This window comes from Streptomyces sp. NPDC051563, assembly GCF_044454225.1.
Lineage (GTDB): Bacteria > Actinomycetota > Actinomycetes > Streptomycetales > Streptomycetaceae > Streptomyces.
This window is the reverse complement of the sequence record NZ_JBITDL010000022.1, coordinates 47,777-67,405: the sequence shown is the minus strand read 5'-3', so window position 1 is coordinate 67,405 and position 19,629 is coordinate 47,777. Positions and strand designations below refer to the sequence as shown.

Sequence of the window (19,629 nt, the reverse complement as noted above, 5' to 3'; positions counted from 1 at the left end):
TGGATGCGGACAGCCGGCCCGGCGGTCGCCTATGTTGGCGTTGTGCAGGGCGGGCGCGGCCCGCCCCAGGAAACTGTGGACGATGCCCAGGGGGTGAACCCCTCGCAGGCATCAGGTGGAGGAGGCGCTGTGAGCAGCGACCCGTGGGGCCGAGTCGACGAGACCGGCACCGTGTACGTGCGTACTGCCGATGGCGAGAAGGTCGTCGGCTCGTGGCAGGCCGGCACCCCGGAGGAGGCCCTGGCCTACTTCGAGCGCAAGTACGAGGGCCTGGTGGTCGAGATCGGCCTCCTCGAACGACGGGTGCGGACCACCGATCTGGCCGCCAAGGACGCCCAGACGGCCATCGATCACCTGCGCACGCAGGTGGACGAGCACCACGCCGTCGGCGACCTCGACGCGCTGCGCGTCCGGCTGGACAAGCTCGTATCGACCGTGGACTCGCGCCGCGAGGAGCGCAAGGTCCAGAAGGCCAAGCAGACGGACGAGGCCCGCACGGCCAAGGACGCGCTGGTGGCCGAGGCCGAGGAGCTGGCGCAGAGCGACCAGTGGCGCAGCGCCGGCGAGCGGCTGCGCGCCCTGGTGGACATCTGGAAGGGTCTGCCCCGCCTCGACCGCAAGTCGGACGACGAGCTGTGGCACCGCTTCTCGCACGCCCGCTCCGCCTTCTCCAAGCGCCGCAAGGCCCACTTCGCCTCGCTCGACGCTCAGCGCGAGGACGCCCGCAAGGTCAAGGAGAAGCTGGTCGCGGAGGCCGAGGCGCTGTCGAAGTCGACCGACTGGGGTCCGACGGCGGCGCGCTACCGCGAGCTGATGGAGAACTGGAAGGCCGCGGGCCGCGCGCAGCGCGAGTCCGAGGACGACCTGTGGAACCGTTTCCGCGGCGCCCAGGACGTGTTCTTCGCGGCGCGCAGCGAGGTCTTCGCGGAGCGCGACGCGGAGCAGGTGGAGAACCTGAAGCTGAAGGAGGAGCTGGCCGACGAGGCCGAGAAGCTCGTCCCGATCACGGACCTGAAGGCGGCCCGTGCCGCGTTCCGTTCCCTGAACGAGCGCTGGGAGGCCATCGGCCACGTACCGCGGGACGCGCGTCCCAAGGTCGAGGGCCGGATGCACACCGTCGAGCGGGCCATCCAGGAGGCCGAGGAAGGCGAGTGGCGCCGTACGAACCCGGAGGCGCGGGCCCGTGCGGCCGGTCTGACGGGTCAGCTGCAGGCGGCGGTCGACAAGCTGCGCACCCAGATCGACGCGGCGCGCGCGCAGGGCAACAACTCCAAGGCCGACAAGCTGTCCCGGGAGCTGGAGGGCCGTCAGGCCCTGCTGGACCAGGCGCTGAAGGGCCTCGAGGAGTTCGGCGGCTGATCTTCCCGGCCGCTCGGCATATGAGCCCGGCAGGTAGGAAAGGGCCCCGGTACGCACTGCGTACCGGGGCCCTTTCGCATGCGTCCTGCTACGGCCTGCGGGCCGAGGTCACCCGGTAGACGTCGTAGACGCCCTCGACGCCCCGTACGGCCTTCAGGACGTGGCCCAGGTGCTTCGGGTCGCCCATCTCGAAGGTGAACCGGGAGGTGGCCACCCGGTCGCGGGAGGTCTGCACGGCCGCCGACAGGATGTTCACGTGCTGGTCCGACAGGACCCGGGTGACGTCCGACAGCAGCCGGGACCGGTCCAGCGCCTCGACCTGGATGGCGACCAGGAAGACGGAGGACTGGGTGGGCGCCCACTCGACCTCGAGCATCCGCCCGGGCTCCTGTGCGAGGGAGTCCACGTTGACGCAGTCCGCGCGGTGCACCGATACGCCGCTGCCCCGCGTGACGAACCCGACGATCGGGTCGCCCGGCACCGGGGTGCAGCAGCGGGCCAGCTTGACCCACACGTCCTCGACGCCCTTGACCACCACGCCGGGATCGGCGTTGCCGCGGCGGGTGCTGCGGCCGCGGGCCGGCGGGATGGTGTCCTCGATGTCCTCGTTGGCCGCGTCCTCGCCGCCGAGGGCCTGGACCAGCTTCTGGACGACGTTCTGCGCGGTGACGTGGCCTTCGCCGATCGCCGCGTAGAGCGAGGAGATGTCGGGGTAGCGCATCTCGTGCGCGAGGGTGACGAGGGAGTCGCCGGTCAGGATGCGCTGGATCGGCAGGTTCTGCTTGCGCATCGCCCGCGCGATGGCGTCCTTGCCGTGCTCGATGGCCTCGTCGCGGCGCTCCTTGGAGAACCAGGCGCGGATCTTGTTGCGGGCCCGCGGGGACTTGACGAAGCCCAGCCAGTCGCGGGACGGGCCGGCGCCCTCGGCCTTGGAGGTGAAGACCTCGACCAGGTCTCCGTTGTCGAGGGTCGATTCGAGCGGTACGAGGCGCCCGTTGACCCGCGCTCCTATGGTCCGGTGGCCGACCTCGGTGTGGACGGCGTACGCGAAGTCCACGGGCGTGGCCCCGGCGGGCAGGGCGATGACGTCGCCCTTGGGCGTGAAGACGAAGACCTCGTTGCGCGAGAGGTCGAAGCGCAGCGAGTCGAGGAACTCGCTCGGGTCCTCGGTCTCCTTCTGCCAGTCCAGCAGCTGGCGCAGCCAGGCCATGTCGTTGACGGTGTCGTGGCCCGCGCTGCCTTTGGCCGCCTGCGGCACGTCGGTGCGCACCTTCGAGGTGCCGGCGACGGTCTGCTGCTTGTACTTCCAGTGCGCGGCGATGCCGTACTCGGCGCGGCGGTGCATGTCGAAGGTGCGGATCTGCAGCTCGACCGGCTTGCCGCTGGGCCCGATGACCGTCGTGTGCAACGACTGGTACATGTTGAACTTCGGCATCGCGATGTAGTCCTTGAACCGGCCGGGGACCGGGTTCCATCGCGCGTGCACGGTGCCGAGGGCGGCGTAGCAGTCCCGGACGGTGTCGACGAGGACCCGGATGCCGACCAGGTCGTAGATCTCGGCGAAGTCGCGGCCTCGGACGATCATCTTCTGGTAGACGCTGTAGTAGTGCTTGGGGCGCCCGGTGACGGTGGCCTTGATGCGGGCGGCCCGCAGGTCGGCCATCACCTCGTCGGTGACGACGGTGAGGTACTCGTCGCGCTTGGGTGCCCTTTCGGCCACCAGCCGCACGATCTCGTCGTACATCTTGGGGTAGAGGATCGCGAAGGCGAGGTCCTCCAGCTCCCACTTGATGGTGTTCATGCCCAGCCGGTGCGCCAGCGGGGCGTAGATCTCGAGGGTCTCGCGGGCCTTCTTCTCCTGCTTCTCCCGCTTGAGGTAACGCATGGTGCGCATGTTGTGCAGCCGGTCGGCGAGCTTGATCACGAGAACCCGGGGGTCCTTGGCCATCGCCACGACCATCTTGCGGACGGTCTCGGCCTGGGCGGCCTCCCCGAACTTGACCCGGTCGAGCTTGGTCACTCCGTCGACGAGCAGGGTCACCGCGTCGCCGAAGTCGCGCCGCAGGTCCTCCAGCCCGTACTCGGTGTCCTCGACGGTGTCGTGGAGCAGCCCCGCCATCAGCGTGGCCGGGTCCATGCCGAGCTCGGCGAGGATCGTGGTGACCGCGAGCGGGTGGGTGATGTACGGGTCGCCGCTCTTGCGCTTCTGGCCGCGGTGCCAGCGCTCGGCGACCTGGTACGCCTGCTCGATCTGGCGCAGGGTGGCCGTCTCGATCTTCGGGTCGTTGCTGCGGACTATGCGGAGCAGCGGTTCCAGGACCGGGTTGTACGGGTTGGAACGCTGGACCCCGAGGCGGGCCAGCCGGGCGCGCACCCGATTGGAGGACCCGGCCGACTTCGCGGACGCGGGCTTGACCGCGGGCGCGGGCGCCGGGGTCGGCGGTACCGGGGCCGCCGGCGGCGTGGCGGGGCCCGCCACGGCCGGCTCGGCCTGCGGATCGGGCTGCGCGGCGGAGATTGGCTGGACCTCGTCTGGCAAGAGCGCTCCTCAGGGGGTCCCCCCGCACGCAGCGTGGGGGAGGATCCGGTACCCGTGTCCGGTCCGGATAACCCATCGTAGCGAGGGTTGCGCCACCCTGTTCCCCGAGCCTGCGCGAATCGGCCCGTCCGCCCGCGCAGCGGCCCGCACACGCCGAAGCGGGCGCGCTCCGGGATTCCCGGTGCACGCCCGCTTCGGGGAAAGCAGGGTCAGACCACGATCAGCGCATCCAGCGGAGCATCGCCCAGCGCCGGCAGCAGCCGCTCACGCCCCGGCAGGAACGAGAGCTCCATCAGGACCGCGACCCCGGCGACCTGTGCCCCGGCCCGCCGGATCAGCTCCAGCGAGGCCGCGGCGGTACCACCGGTGGCCAGCACGTCGTCGATGACCATGACCCGGTCGTCGGCGCACAGCGCCTCCGCGTGGATCTCGATCTCCGCCGAGCCGTACTCCAGGTCGTAGGACTGCAGGAGCGTCGCCCCGGGCAGCTTCCCGGCCTTGCGGACCGGCACGAAGCCGATGCCCGCCTGTACGGCGACCGGAGCCGCCAGGATGAATCCCCGCGCCTCCAGACCGACGATCTTCGTCGCTCCGTACTGCCCGGCCAGGGCCACCAGCGCGTCCGTGAGGGCGCCGAACGCCTTCGGGTCGGCCAGCAGGGGGGTGATGTCCTTGAACATCACGCCCGGCTTCGGGTAGTCCTCGACGTCCGTGATCCGGCTGAGCAGCAGGTCCCGTACGCCGGAGGGCAGCTCCGCGGTCACCGGCGGCGTCCCGAACGGCCCTGCGCCACTACCTCCGGCGCGTCCTCGGTCCCGGCACCCTCGGGCGATTCGCCCCTGGCCTCCGCCGACGCCCGCTTCGCGAGCACCCGCTTCTTCAGGGCCTTCATCGCCGGCTCGCGCTCCTTCAGGTCCACGACCAGCGGGGTCGCGATGAAGATCGACGAGTAGGCACCGGCCGCGAGGCCGACGAACAGCGACAGCGAGATGTCGTTCAGCATGCCGGCGCCCAGGAAGCCGCCACCGATGAAGAGCAGCGCCCCGACCGGGAGCAGGGCCACGACGGTGGTGTTGATCGAGCGGACCAGGGTGCCGTTGATGCTGCGGTTGGCGACCTCGCTGTACGTCCAGCGGGTCTGCTTGGTGATGTCCTTCGAGCCCTCCTTGAGACCGTCGAAGACGACGACAGTGTCGTAGAGGGAGTAACCGAGGATGGTCAGCAGACCGATGACCGTACCCGGGGTGACCTCGAAGCCGACCAGCGCGTACACGCCGACGGTGATCGTGAGGTCGTGGATCAGTGCGATGAGCGCCGCGATCGCCATCCGCCACTCGAAGGCGATGGCCAGGTAGATCACCACGAGGACCATGAAGACGCCGAGGCCGGTCCAGGCCTTGTTGGCGATCTGCTCGCCCCAGCTGGGGCCGACCAGGTCCGCGTTGATCTGACCCGCGTCGATCTTGAAGTCGGCGGCGAGCTTGGCCTTCACGTCGGCCGCGGCGTTGGTGTCCAGATCCGAGATCTGGATGCGCAGGGCGCCGGTGCCGAGCTTCTGGACGACCGCGTCGTGGCCGGACGCCTTCTCCGCCACCTCGCGGGCGTGGGTCTCCGAGATGGAGGACTTCGGGGTGGTGAAGACGGCACCACCCTTGAACTCGATGCCCATGTTGAGGCCCTGAACGGCCAGGGCCACGATCGCCGTGATGGTGATCAGGATGGAAACGCCGTACCAGACGAAGCGCTTGCCGACGAAGTCGTAGCCGACCTCACCCCGGTACAGCTTGGCGCCGAGATCTCCGAGCTTCGACATCTCTCACGCCTCCTTTGCGTCGACGGGAACGGAGACGGTCGCGGCGGCCGCGCCGGAACCGGTACGACGCGAGCGTCGCAGCGGCGGCTTCGCGCCCAGTCGCTTCGGGTCCAGCCCGGACCACGGGTGACCGCCGGCGAAGAAGTTCGTCCGCGCCAGCAGCGTCATGACGGGCTTGGTGAAGAGGAACACCACGACCACGTCGAGCAGGGTGGTCAGACCCAGGGTGAAGGCGAAGCCCTGCACCTTGCCGACGGTGACGATGAACAGCACCGCCGCGGCGAGGAACGACACGAAGTCGGAGACCAGGATGGTGCGACGGGCGCGCGGCCAGGCGCGCTCGACGGCCGGACGCAGGGTGCGGCCCTCGCGGATCTCGTCCCGGATGCGTTCGAAGTACACGATGAACGAGTCGGCGGTGATGCCGATCGCGACGATCGCACCACAGACGGCCGGCAGGTTCAGTGCGAAGCCGATGCCCTTGCCGAGCAGCGCCATGATCGTGTAGGTGAGGATGCCGGAGACGATGAGGCTGATGATGGCGACGAACGCCAGGCCCCGGTAGTACGCCAGCAGGTAGATCACCACGAGGGCGAGGCCGATGGCGCCGGCGATGAGGCCGGCCTTCAGCTGCTCGCCGCCGAGCGCGGCGGAGACGGTGGTGACGCTGTCCTCCTGGAAGGACAGCGGCAGGGCGCCGTACGAGAGCATGTTGCCCAGGTCCATCGCGGACTGCTGGGTGAAGCCGCCGGAGATCTCGGCGTTGCCGCCGGTCAGCGCCTGGCTGACGGAGGGGTCGGAGATGACCTCGCCGTCGAGCACGATGGCGAACTGGTTCTGCGGGGCCTGCTTGGCAGCGAGCTCACCGGTGATCTTGGCGAACTTGTCGGCGCCCTTGTCGGTGAACTGCATCGTGACGATCCAGATGCCGCGCTGCTGGTCGATCTGGCCCTTGGCGTCCTTGACGTCCTGGCCGTTGACCTGGGCCGGACCCAGCACCCACTTGCCCCAGGTGTCCCCGCGCTTGCCGCAGGCGAGCGTCGGGTCCTCGGGCTTCACGTTCTTGCTGACGGCAGTGCGCTGCGCCTCGTTGCTGCAGTCCAGCGCGGCGAACTTCGCCTGCAGGTCCGCCGCGGCGGCCTGGTCGGCGGTCGGCGCGGACGGCGACGTGGACGGGGCGGCCTTGTCGTCTGCCTTCTTCGACTCGCTCGCCGAGGGCGAGGGAGAGGGGGCGTTCGGGGCCTTGAGGGCCTCACTGACCGCACGGCCCTGGGAAGTGGCGCTGGACGACGGGGTGGGCGCACCGGCGGACGGGCTGCCGGATCCGCTCGGACCCGGGCTCGGGGAGCCGCTCGCGTTGGCCTCGGGGGCGACCGGAGCACCGTCCGCCGTGGCGAGGACGGGGCGGAAGTACAGCTGCGCGGTGGTGCCGACCTGCTCGCGCGCCTGCTGCTCGTTCGTCCCCTTGGGGATGTTCACGATGATGTGGTCTTGGCCCTGCTTCTGGACCTCGGCCTCGGAGACGCCGAGACCGTTGACGCGGCGTTCGATGATGCCGATCGCCGTGTTCATGTTGGTCTCGTTGATCGCGTCCGGCTTACCGGGCTCGCTCTTGGCCTTGAGCGTGATGCTCGTACCGCCGGCGAGGTCGATGCCGAGTCGCGGCGTCGTCTGCTTCGTGAGGAACATCCCCGCGGTGAGCGCCACCATCGCGATCAGGATGATGGCCAGGGAACGCCCCGGCCTCCCCTGAGCCCCCGTGGGCCGCCGGCCCTTCTTCGGTGCTGCCACCTTGTCGTATCTCCCTGTCCAACCGTCCCGCGCCGGGTCAGCGCGTGGACGGCCACGAAATGTGTGTGGGGACCCCTGCCCCCCGCAGAAGGGTCACTGGCGGGGGCCGCCGGAGCCGCCGGTAGGCGCCCCGCACGGTCCCCGGCCCAGCGCTACTTCGCGCCGGTCTCGCCGTCGCTCTTGCCGTCCTTGGGCTCGTCGCCCTTGGACTCCTCCGCCGCGGGCTCGCCGGCCTGGGGCTCGTCCTTCTTGCCCAGGTCGAGCTTGGGGGCCTCGTCTCCGGTGAGGGAGGACGCGTCGTCCGGAACGACCGGCGTGTCGATCGTCAGATCATCGGTGATGCCGTGGACGATGCGGTTGTACTCCTCGTCCTCCAGCACGGCGCCGATGGCGTTCTTCGCGTAGATCGCGTGGACGCCGGGGGCCACCTCGAGCGTGACGGTGTCCTCGCCGATCTCCTTCACCGTGGCGTACATGCCGCCGATGGTGCGGACGCCGGTGCCGGCGGACAGCTGGTCGCGCATCTGCACGGCCGCCTGCTGCTTCTTCTTCTGGCTGCGGGTCAGCAGGAACATCGCCCCGATGATCAGCACGAACGGAAGGAGGGACATGATATTCACGGGACGCAGGTCCTTCGCATCGACCGCACAAGCGCACGGCCTTTGTACGGGGGGTGGGTACGCCGACCGTAAGGGTCGGCATCGGCGGAGTCTAGGCGAGTCCGCACCGATGGAACAACGCCCAGCATGTCACCGCAGTTCCTGAGGGGGCGAACCTCCGCGCCGTCAGGTCCCGAAGAGGCCCTGTTGTCCGCTTGATCCGTTCCCGCCGTGCTGGGGCGGGACAAGTCCCAGGTGAGCCCATGCGGCGGGGGTCGCGACCCGCCCCCGCGGGGTCCTGGCCAAAAGCCCCTCCCTGACGAGGAACGGCTCGGCCACTTCCTCCACCGTCTCCCGCTCCTCGCCGACGGCGACCGCGAGCGTCGACAGACCCACGGGCCCCCCGCCGAAGAGCTTCAGGAGCGCTTCCAGGACGGCCCGGTCCAGCCGGTCGAGCCCGCGCTCGTCGACCTCGTAGACCTTCAGGGCGGTACCGGCGACCGCGCGGTTGATCACCCCGTCGGCCCTGACCTGGGCGTAGTCGCGGACCCGGCGCAGCAGCCGGTTGGCGATGCGGGGGGTGCCGCGCGAGCGGCCGGCGATCTCGGCGGCGCCGGCGGTGTCGATCTCCACGTCGAGGAGCCGCGCGGAGCGGTGGATCACGCGCTCCAGCTCCTCGGGAGCGTAGAACTCCATGTGTCCGGTGAAACCGAAGCGGTCGCGCAGCGGGGGCGGCAGCAGACCGGCCCGGGTCGTGGCCCCGACGAGGGTGAACGGGGGCAGCTCCAGCGGGATGGCGGTGGCGCCCGGACCCTTGCCCACGATCACGTCGACGCGGAAGTCCTCCATCGCCATGTAGAGCATTTCCTCGGCGGGCCGGGACATCCGGTGGATCTCGTCGAGGAAGAGGACCTCGCCCTCCTGGAGGGAGGAGAGGATGGCGGCGAGATCGCCCGCATGCTGGATGGCGGGGCCGGAGGTGATCCGGATGGGCGCGCCCATCTCCGCCGCGATGATCATGGACAGGGTGGTCTTCCCGAGCCCGGGAGCGCCCGACAGCAGCACGTGATCGGCGGTGGCTCCGCGCTGGCGGGCCGCCTTCAGGACGAGGTCCAGCTGCTGGCGGACCTTCTCCTGCCCGACGAACTCACCGAGGTCCTTGGGCCGCAGGGCCGCCTCGACGGCGGTGTCCTCGCCGTCCGCCGCGGCTGCGACGATCCGGTCGTCGCTCTCGTCATCCCAGTTCACGGTGTCAGTCTGCCTTCTCGGGTGGTGCGGTGGTCTGTCGCGTGCGGGCGGCCCCGCGGGGCATTCTCCCCGCCCCGCCCTCTCTCCGTTTCCCGGACTCCGCCCGGACCCCGCGCCTCAGACGCCGGCGGGGCCGGGAGCGCCCTGCGGGCCATCAGCCCGCCGGGCGGCGAGGCGCGCTGCGCGCACGTGCAAGCCGACGCCTGCCACCATCCGGCCCCGGCGACGGCGCCGCACCCGGCCTCACCGGGCCCGGTTCAGGGACTGGAGGGCCGCCCTCAGGAGCTGCGGGACCGGAGCCGAACCGCCGGCTGCGATCGCCGCGTCCGCCTGGGGGGTCACGGCCGAGACGGCCTCCTCCGCGTCCCGGGGCGCGTAGCCGAGGCCGATCAGGGCGGCGGACAACTGCTCCGACCACGGGGGCGGCCCGGAGGCGGCGGCGCGCTGCGCACCGACCATCCCGCTCGACCCCAGCGGGGCGCCGAGCTTGTCCTTGAGGTCGAGCAGGAGCTTCTGGGCGCCCTTCTTGCCGATGCCGGAGACGGCCATCAGCGCCTTCTCGTCCCCCATCGAGACGGCGACGCGCAGCGCGTCCGGGCTGTGCACGGCCAGCATCGCCTGCGCGAGCTTCGGCCCGACCCCGCTGGCGGTCTGCAGGAGCTCGAAGACCTGGCGCTCGTCGTCGTCGGCGAAGCCGTACAGGGTCAGCGAGTCCTCCCGTACGACCAGGGAGGTCGCCAGCCGGGCCTGCTCACCGGTCCGCAGGCCCGCGACGGTGTTCGGCGTGCAGTGCACGGCCATGCCCACTCCCCCGACCTCGATGACGGCCAGGGTGGGGGTGAGCGCGGCGACCGGGCCGCTGACGAAGGCGATCATGTAGTGCGGCCTTTCAGGGCGCTGGCATGCCGGTTGACGGCCTGCTGGAGGCGGTTCTGCGCGGGGGCGCGCCAGATGTGGCAGATGGCGAGGGCGAGGGCGTCCGCGGCGTCGGCCGGCTTGGGCGGGGCGGACAGCCGCAGCAGCCGGGTGACCATCGCTCCGACCTGCGCCTTGTCGGCGCGACCGCTGCCCGTGACGGCGGCCTTGACCTCGCTGGGGGTGTGCAGCGCGACCGGTATGCCGCGGCGCGCGGCGCACAGCATGGCGACGGCACTGGCCTGGGCGGTACCCATCACCGTGCTGACGTTGTGCTGGCTGAACACCCGCTCCACGGCGAGGACTTCGGGCCGGTACTCGTCGAGCCACTCCTCGATGCCCTGCTCGATGCCGACGAGCCGGTTGCCCAACTCGGCGTCCGCGGGCGTCCGTACGACCCCCACGCCGAGCATCGTCAGGGGTCGGCCCGCAACCCCCTCGACGACTCCGACACCGCACCGGGTCAGGCCCGGGTCGACACCAAGTACGCGCACCCCCGCACCCTTCTTCGATCTCCTGTACGTGCAGCTTCGCAGAGTATCGGGCGGCACTGACAAAGCAGCGGGCCGACGGGGTGTGTCCCCGTCGGCCCGCTGTACGAACGCTATGAGTCGGCCGGCGCCCGGATCAGGCGTCGACCTTCTCCATGACCTCGTCCGAGACGTCGAAGTTGGCGAAGACGTTCTGCACGTCGTCGCTGTCCTCCAGCGCGTCGATCAGCTTGAAGATCTTGCGCGCGCCCTCTTCGTCCAGCTCGACCTGCATGGTCGGCAGGAAGTTGGAGTCGGCCGAGTCGTAGTCGATGCCGGCGCTCTGGAGCGCGGTACGGACCGCGACCATGTCGGTGGCCTCGCTGATGATCTCGAACTGCTCGCCGAGGTCGTTGACCTCTTCGGCCCCCGCCTCCAGCACCGTCTCCAGGACGTCGTCCTCGGACAGCTCGCCCTTGGGCAGCAGGACGACGCCCTTGCGGTTGAACAGGTACGAGACCGAGCCCGGGTCGGCCATCGAACCGCCGTTGCGGGTCATGGCGACCCGTACGTCGGACGCGGCACGGTTGCGGTTGTCGGTGAGGCACTCGATGAGCACCGCGACGCCGTTCGGGCCGTAACCCTCGTACATGATCGTCTCGTAGTCGGCGCCGCCGGCCTCGAGGCCGCCGCCGCGCTTGACCGCGGAGTCGATGTTCTTGTTCGGGACCGAGCTCTTCTTCGCCTTCTGGATGGCGTCGAAGAGGGTCGGGTTTCCATCGATGTCGGCGCCGCCCATACGGGCCGCGACCTCGATGTTCTTGATCAGCTTCGCGAAGAGCTTGCCGCGCTTGGCGTCAACCACGGCCTTCTTGTGCTTCGTCGTAGCCCATTTAGAGTGGCCGGACATCTGCCTGTCTCCTTCGCGTCACCAACAATGTTCGCCTCAGATCCTACCGGGACGGCGTTACAGCCCCGCGCGCACCATGTCGACGAAGTACGCGTGGACCCGGTCGTCGCCCGTGAGCTCCGGGTGGAACGAGGTCGCGAGGACGTTGCCCTGCCGTACGGCGACGGTGTGGCCGTCGTACGTGGCGAGCACCTCGGCGGCGCCGCCGACGGACTCGACCCAGGGCGCGCGGATGAAGACGCCCTCGACGGGGCCGCCCTCGATGCCGGCGAAGTCGACCTGGGCCTCGAAGGACTCGTTCTGGCGGCCGAAGGCGTTGCGGCGCACGATCATGTCGATGCCGCCCAGGGTCTCCTGGTCCTCACGGCCGTCCAGCAGCTTGTCGGCGAGCATGATCATGCCGGCGCAGGTGCCGTAGACCGGCATCCCGGCCCGCACGCGCTCGCGCAGCGGCTCCAGCATGCCGAACAGCACGGCGAGCTTCGACATGGTCGTCGACTCGCCGCCGGGGATCACCAGGGCGTCGACCTCGGCGAGCTCCTCGGGGCGCCGGACCGGCCTGGCCACGGCGTCAGCCGAGGCCAGGGCGATCAGGTGCTCCCGTACGTCGCCCTGGAGTGCCAGGACACCGATCACGGGGGTGGTCATGGTGATGACTACCAGCCGCGGTTGGCGTAGCGCTCGGACTCGGGGAGGGTGTCGCAGTTGATGCCGACCATGGCCTCGCCCAGGTTGCGGGAGGCGTCCGCGATGATCTTCGGGTCGTCGTAGAAGGTGGTGGCCTTCACGATGGCGGCGGCGCGCTTGGCCGGGTCGCCCGACTTGAAGATGCCCGAGCCGACGAAGACGCCCTCGGCGCCGAGCTGGCGCATCAGCGCGGCGTCGGCCGGGGTGGCGACGCCACCGGCGGAGAACAGCACGACCGGGAGCTTGCCGAGCTCGGCGACTTCCTTGACCAGCTCGTACGGGGCGCGCAGCTCCTTGGCGGCGGCGAACAGCTCGTTGTTGTCGTAACCGCGCAGACGGGCGATCTCGTTCTTGATCTGGCGCAGGTGACGGACGGCCTCGACCACGTTGCCGGTGCCGGCCTCGCCCTTCGAGCGGATCATGGCCGCGCCCTCGGCGATGCGGCGCAGGGCCTCGCCCAGGTTGGTGGCGCCACAGACGAAGGGGGTGGTGAACGCCCACTTGTCGGAGTGGTTGACCTCGTCGGCCGGGGTCAGGACCTCGGACTCGTCGATGTAGTCGACGCCGAGGGACTGGAGCACCTGGGCCTCGACGAAGTGGCCGATGCGGGACTTGGCCATGACGGGGATGGAGACCGCCTCGATGATCTCTTCGATCATGTTCGGGTCGGACATCCGGGCGACGCCGCCGTCCTTGCGGATGTCGGCGGGAACCCGCTCCAGGGCCATGACGGCCACGGCGCCGGCGTCCTCGGCGATCTTCGCCTGCTCGGCGTTGACCACGTCCATGATCACGCCGCCCTTGAGCTGCTCGGCCATGCCGCGCTTGACGCGGGACGTGCCGATCGCCGACTCAGCGGACTGCGGGGTGGAGGGAAGCGTGCTCACGGATTGACCTCACTCGAAAGGAAGATTCAGGCGCTACTGGCGATCGCCAGGGCGATCTGGTGGTACTGGACCGAGGAAACCTCCTCGACCAGTCCACGGCAAGGGCCAATGTGCAGCCGGTGGCCCTTTGCGATTTGGCCATTGGGTACAAGTTAAGGCCGCTCTGCCAGATCCACCGGAGGCTCGTCGTCCATCTCGAAGGCCAGCGGGAACGGTGCGTGGCCCGCCAGCCGGAACCAGCGGACCTTGCGGTGCCTGCGCAGGGCCCGGGCCGCGCGGACGGCGTCATTGAGGAACCGCCGCGCCATCGGCACCCGCCGGACCGCCGCGGCGAGCTCCTCGGCCGCCTCCGCACCCCCCGGGGCCGCCTTGAGCGCGTCCACCTGCCCCACGTCGGCGAACACCGCGCGCAGCGCCTGGCTGAGCTCGCTCTCGGCGACCTCGCGGTGCTCCTCCTCCGCTTGGCGGGCGGCGTGCGCGGCCTCGTACAGGACGAGGGAGGAAGCCGGGTCCAGCACCCCGGAGGTCGCCACCTCCAGCACCACCGAGGCCCGCCGGACGAGCTGCGCGTCGAGCGCGGCCCGTGCGGCGTCCATCCGCGAGTGCAGCCGGTCGAGACGGCCGGCGGTCCAACTGAGGTACACCCCGACGAGGCCGAGGCCGAGGGCAATCCAGACAAGGGTTTCGATCACGGGCCGCGACTTTACCTTTGAACGCGCCGCTCGCGCGGTGCGGCCCTGGCGGGCCTCACCGGCTTCGCGCCGCTGCGCCGGACTCCGTCCGGCGGTGGGCGGGTCGGGGCTGCCGCCACCGCCGTCCCGGCGCGGGGCCGGTGGGCGGGTGCGGGTGGGTTGCCCTGCGGGGCGGGGTCCCCTACCCGCCCTTCGCCCGTTCCCCGGGCTCTGCCCGGACCCGCGCCTCAAACGCCGGCGAGGCTGGATCTTCCAGCCCCTCCGGCGTTTGAGGAGCGGGGGTCCGGGGCGGAGCCCCGGGGAACGGGCGAAGGGCGGGTAGGGGACTCCGCGCCGCGCAGCGGCACACCCGCAGCCGGGGCGGGCTACGTGTCTCGGGTGAGGCCCAGGCGGGTGCGGAGGGGGACGCGTTCGTCTTCGGCTACGGCGGCCGCGCCGTCGGTGACCGTTTCGTAGACAGCCAGGATGTCCGCCGCCACCGTCGACCAGTCGAAGCGGCGTACGTGGGCGGAGCCCCGCACGCTCAGTTCCTCGCGGCGGGCCGGGTCGCGCAGGAGGGCGATCGCCGCCGTCGCCAGGGAGTCGGGGTCCTCGTTCGTGAAGAGCTCCCCCGCCGCCCCCTGGTCCAGGACCTGCGCGAAGGCGTCGAGGTCGGCGGCCAGGACGGCCGCCCCGGCGGAGAGGGCCTCGACCAGGATGATGCCGAAGCTCTCGCCGCCCGTGTTCGGGGCCACGTACACGTCGACGCTGCGCAGCAGCCGCGCCTTGTCCTCGTCGGAGACCATGCCGAGGAACTCGACCCGGGTGCGGAGTTCGGGCGGGAGGGAGGCGACGGCCTCCTCCTCGTCGCCGCGGCCCGCCACGAGGAGGCGTACGTCCGGGCATTGCGCGGCGATCCGCGGGAAGGCCGCCATGAGGACGGGCAGGCCCTTGCGCGGTTCGTCGATGCGGCCGATGAAGCCGAGGGTCTGGCCGGACCAGTCCGGGTTCGAGTCGGCCTTGGCGAAGAAGTCCACGTCGACGCCGTTGGGGATGACCACCGCGTCGCCGCCCAGGTGCTCGACCAGCGTGCGCCGGGCGTACTCGCTGACCGCGATCCGGGCGCTGATCTTCTCCAGCGCCGGCTGGAGGATCGGGTACGCCGCGAGCATGGCGCGGGAGCGCGGGTTGGAGGTGTGGAAGGTGGCGACGATCGGGCCCTGCGCCGCCCAGCAGGTCAGCAGGCCCAGCGAGGGGGAGGTCGGCTCGTGGATGTGGACCACGTCGAAGACCCCGTCGTGCAGCCAGCGCCGTACGCGGGCCGCCGACAGGAAGCCGAAGTTGAGGCGGGCCACCGACCCGTTGTAGGGCACCGGCACCGCCCGCCCCGCCGAGACCACGTACGGGGGCAGCGGGGTCTCGTCGTCCGCCGGGGCCAGGACCGACACCTGGTGGCCGAGGCCGATCAGGTGTTCGGCCAGGTCCCGGATGTGGAACTGGACCCCGCCGGGGACGTCCCAGGAGTACGGGCAGACGATGCCGATCTTCACGCGGAGCGCTCCTCGGGCCGGCCGTCGCGGCCGCTGGTGTCCAGGTCGTCCAGCCACAGCCGCTGGAGCATGTGCCAGTCCTGCGGGTGCTCGGCGATGCCCTGCGCGAAGGCGTCGGCGACCGCCTGCGTCATGGCGGCCGTCTTCTCCTGCCGGGTGCCCTTCCCGGGCACCTCCACGGGGGCGTGGATCCGGCCGTACATCTTCGGCGCGTTCCCGTAGTACAGGGTGGCCGGGAGCAGGACGGCGCCCGTCTGCTGGGCGAGCAGGGCCGGGCCGGCCGGCATGCGGGCGGCCGAGCCGAAGAAGTCGACTTCGACCCCGGAGGCGGACAGGTCGCGGTCCGCGACCAGGCAGACGAGCCCGCCGGAGCGCAGGCGCCGGGCGAGCGTGCCGAAGGCGGCGCCGCCGTTGTGCGGGAGCACCTCCATGCCGAGGCTCTCGCGGTAGGCGACGAAGCGGTCGTAGAGGGTCTCGGGCTTGAGCCGCTCGGCGACGGTGGTGAAGGGGACTCCGACGTGGGTGACGGCCCAGGCGCCGGCGAGGTCCCAGTTGGCCAGGTGCGGGAGGGCGACGACCACTCCGCGTCCGGAGGCCAGTGCCTCGCGCAGGATGTGCTCGTCCTTCATCTCCACGTCGGCGCTGAATCGTTCCTTGGCCATGGTCGGCAGGCGGAAGGATTCCATCCAGTACCGCATGTAGGAGCGCATGCCCGCGTGCGACAGCTCGCGCAGCCGTTCGGGCGTGGCGTCCGGCACCACCCGGGCCAGGTTCGACTCCAGGCGCAGCACGCTCTTGCCGCGCCGCTTCCAGGTGAAGTCCGCGATCCGCCGTCCGAGGGCGGCCGCGGCGGGCTCGGGCAGCTTCTTGACCCCGGCCCAGCCGAGTCCGTAGAGCCCGTCGACCAGCTTGTCCTGTGCCTTGCCCATCAGGGCGTACCGCCTTCGGAGGGAGCACCTGCGGCGGCAGCGGCCGCGGTGGCGTCGGCCTCGGCCGATTCGCGCCGTACGGTCACCACGCGCTGGATCAGCGTCACGAGCGAGCCCGCCGCGACCACCCAGAGCGCGATCGGCAGCAGCAGGCCGATCCAGGAGGGGACCCCGAAGGTCTCCAGCCCGGACAGACCGGCCGCGACCAGCGTGATCACGAGGCGTTCGGCGCGTTCGATGAGCCCGTTGACGGCCACCGGCAGGCCGATCGATTCGCCGCGGGCCTTGGTGTACGAGACCACCTGGCCGCTGGCCAGGCAGAAGATGGCGACCGCGCAGAGGGCGTTGTTGTTCCCGGTGCCCGCGTACCAGAGCGCGAGTCCGCCGAAGATCGCCGCGTCGGCCACCCGGTCGAGGGTGGAGTCGAGGAACGCGCCCCACCGGCTGGAGACGCCGGCCTGGCGGGCCATGTTCCCGTCCACCAGGTCGGAGAAGACGAAGAGCGTGATGGTGATCGTGCCCCAGAAGAACTCGCCCATGGGGAAGAAGACCAGGGCTCCGGCCACCACTCCGGCCGTGCCGATGAGGGTGACCGCGTCGGGACTCACTCCCATCCGGAGCAGAAAAGCGGCGAATGGCGTGAGAACACGCGTGAAGAATGCACGCGCGTACTTGTTCAGCATGGCCTTCCCGGAGGGTCGCTGGGCCGCACGGCCACCACGGCCACCGGCTGGCCCATCGTAGCCAGGGCCCCGGGTCATCGGCGCCGCGCACCCACCGGTTCACACGACGTGGCCGGTTCTCGGGCCGTTCGCCACGTTCCGCGGGAGGTCCGGAAGCCGCCCTCCCCCGCGCCCGAGGTACGACGTATGGACGCGGTGTGACGGCAGTGCAAAGCTCGAAGGGGGCTATTCCCCTCCATCCCCTCCACGTCGGGAGGCACGAGCATCGTGGGAGCCGCATCACACCAATCCGGAGCCGCCGGAAGAGCACCGGCGGCCGACCACCCGGCCTCCGTACGGAACGTCGTGCTGGTCGGCCACAGCGGGTCCGGCAAGACCACCCTGGTCGAAGCCCTGGCCCTGACCGCCGGCGCCGTGAAACGGGCCGGGCGCGTCGAGGACGGCGCCACCGTCTCCGACTACGACGAGATCGAGCACCGCCGCCAGCGTTCCATCCAGCTCTCCCTGGTCCCCGTGGAGTGGGCCGGGATCAAGATCAACCTCCTGGACACCCCCGGTTACGCCGACTTCGTCGGAGAGCTCCGGGCCGGACTGCGCGCCGCCGACGCGGCCCTCTTCGTGGTCTCGGCCGCCGAGGACGGCGACGGGCTCTCCGGGGCCACCCGGATGGTCTGGGACGAATGCGCCGCCGTCGGCATGCCGCGCGCCATCGTCGTGACCCACCTGGAAGCCGCCCGGGCCGACTACACGCAGATGACCACCGTGTGCGGGGATGCCTTCGGGGCGGACGACCCCGATGCCGTGCGCCCGCTCTACCTGCCCCTGCACGGCCCCGCCGCCCCCGACGGCCACGCCCCGGTGGCCGGACTGCTCGGACTGCTCTCCCAGCGGGTCTACGACTACACCTCCGGCGACCGCGTCGAACGCGACCCGGACCCCGGCGAGCTCGCCCTGATCACCGAGGCCCGCGCCCGGCTGATCGAGGGGATCATCGCCGAGAGCGAGGACGAGACCCTCATGGACCGCTACCTCGGCGGCGAGGACATCGACCTCAAGACCCTGGTCGACGACCTGGAGCGGGCCGTCGCCCGCGGCACCTTCCACCCCGTCCTGATGGCCGCCCCCGCCGCCGACGGAGCCCGCAAGGGCCTGGGCACCGTAGAGCTCCTCGAACTGATCACCGGCGGCTTCCCCACCCCGCTGGAGCGCGCCCCCGTGGGCGTCACCACCCCGGACGGCGCGGCCCGCCCCGCGGTGACCTGCGATCCCGGCGGACCGCTCGTCGCCGAGGTGGTGAAGACCTCCTCCGACCCCTACGTCGGCCGCGTCTCGCTCGTCCGCGTCTTCTCCGGCACCCTGCGCCCCGACGAGACGGTCCACGTCAGCGGGCACGGGCTGACCGACCGCGGGCACGAGGATCACGATGTGGACGAGCGGATCGGCGCCCTGACCTCCCCCTTCGGCAAACAGCAGCGCACCCTGACCCACTGCGTCGCCGGCGATCTGGCCTGCGTGGCGAAACTCACCCGGGCCGAGACCGGCGACACCCTCTCCGCCAAGGACGGCCCCCTCCTGATGGAGCCCTGGTCGATGCCCGACCCGCTGCTCCCCCTCGCCATCGAGGCCCACAGCAAGGCCGACGAGGACAAGCTCTCCCAGGGCCTGGCCCGGCTGGTCGCCGAGGACCCGACCATGCGGCTCGAACAGAACCCGCACACCCGCCAGCTCGTCCTGTGGTGCCTCGGCGAGGCCCATCAGGACCTCGCCCTCGAACGGCTGCGCGCCCGGTACGGGGTCCAGGTCGACCCGGTCCCCCACAAGGTCAGCCTCCGCGAGACCTTCGGGGCGAAGGCCGGCGGCCGCGGACGGCACGTGAAACAGTCCGGCGGGCACGGCCAGTTCGCCATCTGCGAGATCGAGGTGGAGCCGCTGCCGCCGGGCAGCGGGATCGAGTTCGTCGACAAGGTCGTCGGCGGAGCCGTTCCGCGCCAGTTCATCCCCTCCGTGGAGAAGGGCGTCCGGGCGCAGGCCGCCCGCGGGCTCGCGGCCGGCTACCCGCTGGTCGACGTACGCATCACCCTGCTCGACGGCAAGGCCCACTCGGTGGACTCCTCCGACGCCGCCTTCCAGACCGCGGGCGCCCTCGCCCTGCGCGAGGCCGCCGCGGGGGCCTGCGTCCGGCTCCTCGAACCGGTCGCCGAGCTGGCCGTCCTCGTGCCCGACGAGTACGTCGGCCCCGTCATGAGCGATCTCGCCGGCCGCCGCGGCCGCGTCGTGGGCACCGACGCGGCGGGCACCGGCCGGACCCGGGTCCTGGCCGAGATCCCCGAGATCGAGATCGGCCGGTACGCCGTGGAACTGCGCTCCGTATCGCACGGCACGGGGCTGTTCAGCCGTACGTACGCACGGCACGAGCCGATGCCGCCTCAGATAGCGGACAAGTTGCGCGAACAGCCCGAGAAGGGAACCTGACTGACATACCGTCACCCCGGCCGCCCGTCCAACCCGCTTGCGATGGGCGGCATTTACCTGTCCCATGACCACGGGGAGGAATCGGCCGATAGGCTCGTCCGCGCGT

Annotated in this window: 17 protein-coding genes; 2 read left to right on the top strand and 15 right to left on the bottom strand. The window is 71.0% G+C overall.

Annotated elements, in window-relative coordinates:
• Positions 1-129 precede the first annotated feature (129 nt).
• Positions 130-1,359, top strand: a complete 1,230-nt coding sequence (locus ACIA8F_RS25615; protein WP_399382138.1) for a DUF349 domain-containing protein — start codon at positions 130-132, stop codon at positions 1,357-1,359.
• A gap of 88 nt (positions 1,360-1,447) precedes the next feature.
• Here ACIA8F_RS25615 and ACIA8F_RS25610 read toward each other — a convergent pair whose 3' ends face one another.
• From ACIA8F_RS25610 to pgsA, 15 genes are all read right to left on the bottom strand, one after another.
• Entirely contained in the window at positions 1,448-3,898 is a 2,451-nt protein-coding gene (locus tag ACIA8F_RS25610; RefSeq protein WP_399382137.1) for a RelA/SpoT family protein, read from the bottom strand.
• A gap of 209 nt (positions 3,899-4,107) precedes the next feature.
• Positions 4,108-4,662 carry an adenine phosphoribosyltransferase gene (locus ACIA8F_RS25605; RefSeq protein ID WP_399382135.1) on the bottom strand — a complete coding sequence of 185 codons (555 nt, stop codon included), beginning with the start codon at positions 4,660-4,662 and terminating at the stop codon, positions 4,108-4,110.
• Positions 4,659-5,711 carry a protein translocase subunit SecF gene (secF, locus tag ACIA8F_RS25600; RefSeq protein ID WP_399382133.1) on the bottom strand — a complete coding sequence of 351 codons (1,053 nt, stop codon included), beginning with the start codon at positions 5,709-5,711 and terminating at the stop codon, positions 4,659-4,661. Before secF ends, ACIA8F_RS25605 begins: the two co-directional genes overlap by 4 nt.
• Before the next feature lie 3 nt (positions 5,712-5,714).
• On the bottom strand, positions 5,715-7,502 hold the full coding sequence (gene secD, locus ACIA8F_RS25595) for a protein translocase subunit SecD (RefSeq protein WP_399382131.1): 1,788 nt from the start codon (positions 7,500-7,502) through the stop codon (positions 5,715-5,717).
• A 152-nt stretch (positions 7,503-7,654) separates the two neighbouring features.
• Entirely contained in the window at positions 7,655-8,122 is a 468-nt protein-coding gene (yajC, locus tag ACIA8F_RS25590; RefSeq protein WP_399382130.1) for a preprotein translocase subunit YajC, read from the bottom strand.
• Between the two features lie 165 nt (positions 8,123-8,287).
• Positions 8,288-9,349, bottom strand: a complete 1,062-nt coding sequence (ruvB, locus tag ACIA8F_RS25585) for a Holliday junction branch migration DNA helicase RuvB (protein WP_274547951.1) — start codon at positions 9,347-9,349, stop codon at positions 8,288-8,290.
• Positions 9,350-9,592: 243 nt separating this feature from the next.
• Positions 9,593-10,225, bottom strand: coding sequence for a Holliday junction branch migration protein RuvA (ruvA, locus tag ACIA8F_RS25580; RefSeq protein ID WP_399382128.1), 633 nt, complete (start codon positions 10,223-10,225; stop codon positions 9,593-9,595).
• Positions 10,222-10,758, bottom strand: a complete 537-nt coding sequence (ruvC, locus tag ACIA8F_RS25575) for a crossover junction endodeoxyribonuclease RuvC (protein WP_327307677.1) — start codon at positions 10,756-10,758, stop codon at positions 10,222-10,224. Before ruvC ends, ruvA begins: the two co-directional genes overlap by 4 nt.
• A 133-nt stretch (positions 10,759-10,891) precedes the next feature.
• Positions 10,892-11,644, bottom strand: coding sequence for a YebC/PmpR family DNA-binding transcriptional regulator (locus tag ACIA8F_RS25570; protein ID WP_274547954.1), 753 nt, complete (start codon positions 11,642-11,644; stop codon positions 10,892-10,894).
• Positions 11,645-11,701: 57 nt separating this feature from the next.
• Positions 11,702-12,292: a pyridoxal 5'-phosphate synthase glutaminase subunit PdxT gene (pdxT, locus tag ACIA8F_RS25565; RefSeq protein WP_250744713.1), complete on the bottom strand. Its 591-nt coding sequence runs from the start codon at positions 12,290-12,292 to the stop codon at positions 11,702-11,704.
• Positions 12,293-12,300: 8 nt separating this feature from the next.
• Positions 12,301-13,218 carry a pyridoxal 5'-phosphate synthase lyase subunit PdxS gene (gene pdxS, locus ACIA8F_RS25560; RefSeq protein WP_030294529.1) on the bottom strand — a complete coding sequence of 306 codons (918 nt, stop codon included), beginning with the start codon at positions 13,216-13,218 and terminating at the stop codon, positions 12,301-12,303.
• Between the two features lie 152 nt (positions 13,219-13,370).
• Positions 13,371-13,910 carry a hypothetical protein gene (locus tag ACIA8F_RS25555; RefSeq protein ID WP_383955482.1) on the bottom strand — a complete coding sequence of 180 codons (540 nt, stop codon included), beginning with the start codon at positions 13,908-13,910 and terminating at the stop codon, positions 13,371-13,373.
• 365 nt (positions 13,911-14,275) lie between these two features.
• On the bottom strand, positions 14,276-15,439 hold the full coding sequence (locus ACIA8F_RS25550; protein ID WP_399382125.1) for a glycosyltransferase family 4 protein: 1,164 nt from the start codon (positions 15,437-15,439) through the stop codon (positions 14,276-14,278).
• Positions 15,436-16,368 carry a phosphatidylinositol mannoside acyltransferase gene (locus ACIA8F_RS25545; protein ID WP_399382124.1) on the bottom strand — a complete coding sequence of 311 codons (933 nt, stop codon included), beginning with the start codon at positions 16,366-16,368 and terminating at the stop codon, positions 15,436-15,438. Before ACIA8F_RS25545 ends, ACIA8F_RS25550 begins: the two co-directional genes overlap by 4 nt.
• Positions 16,368-17,051, bottom strand: a complete 684-nt coding sequence (pgsA, locus tag ACIA8F_RS25540; protein ID WP_399382122.1) for a phosphatidylinositol phosphate synthase — start codon at positions 17,049-17,051, stop codon at positions 16,368-16,370. Before pgsA ends, ACIA8F_RS25545 begins: the two co-directional genes overlap by 1 nt.
• A gap of 267 nt (positions 17,052-17,318) precedes the next feature.
• On the opposite strand from pgsA, the gene ACIA8F_RS25535 reads away from it, so the two are divergent.
• Positions 17,319-19,523: an elongation factor G-like protein EF-G2 gene (locus tag ACIA8F_RS25535; protein WP_399382120.1), complete on the top strand. Its 2,205-nt coding sequence runs from the start codon at positions 17,319-17,321 to the stop codon at positions 19,521-19,523.
• The last annotated feature ends 106 nt before the right edge of the window (positions 19,524-19,629 follow it).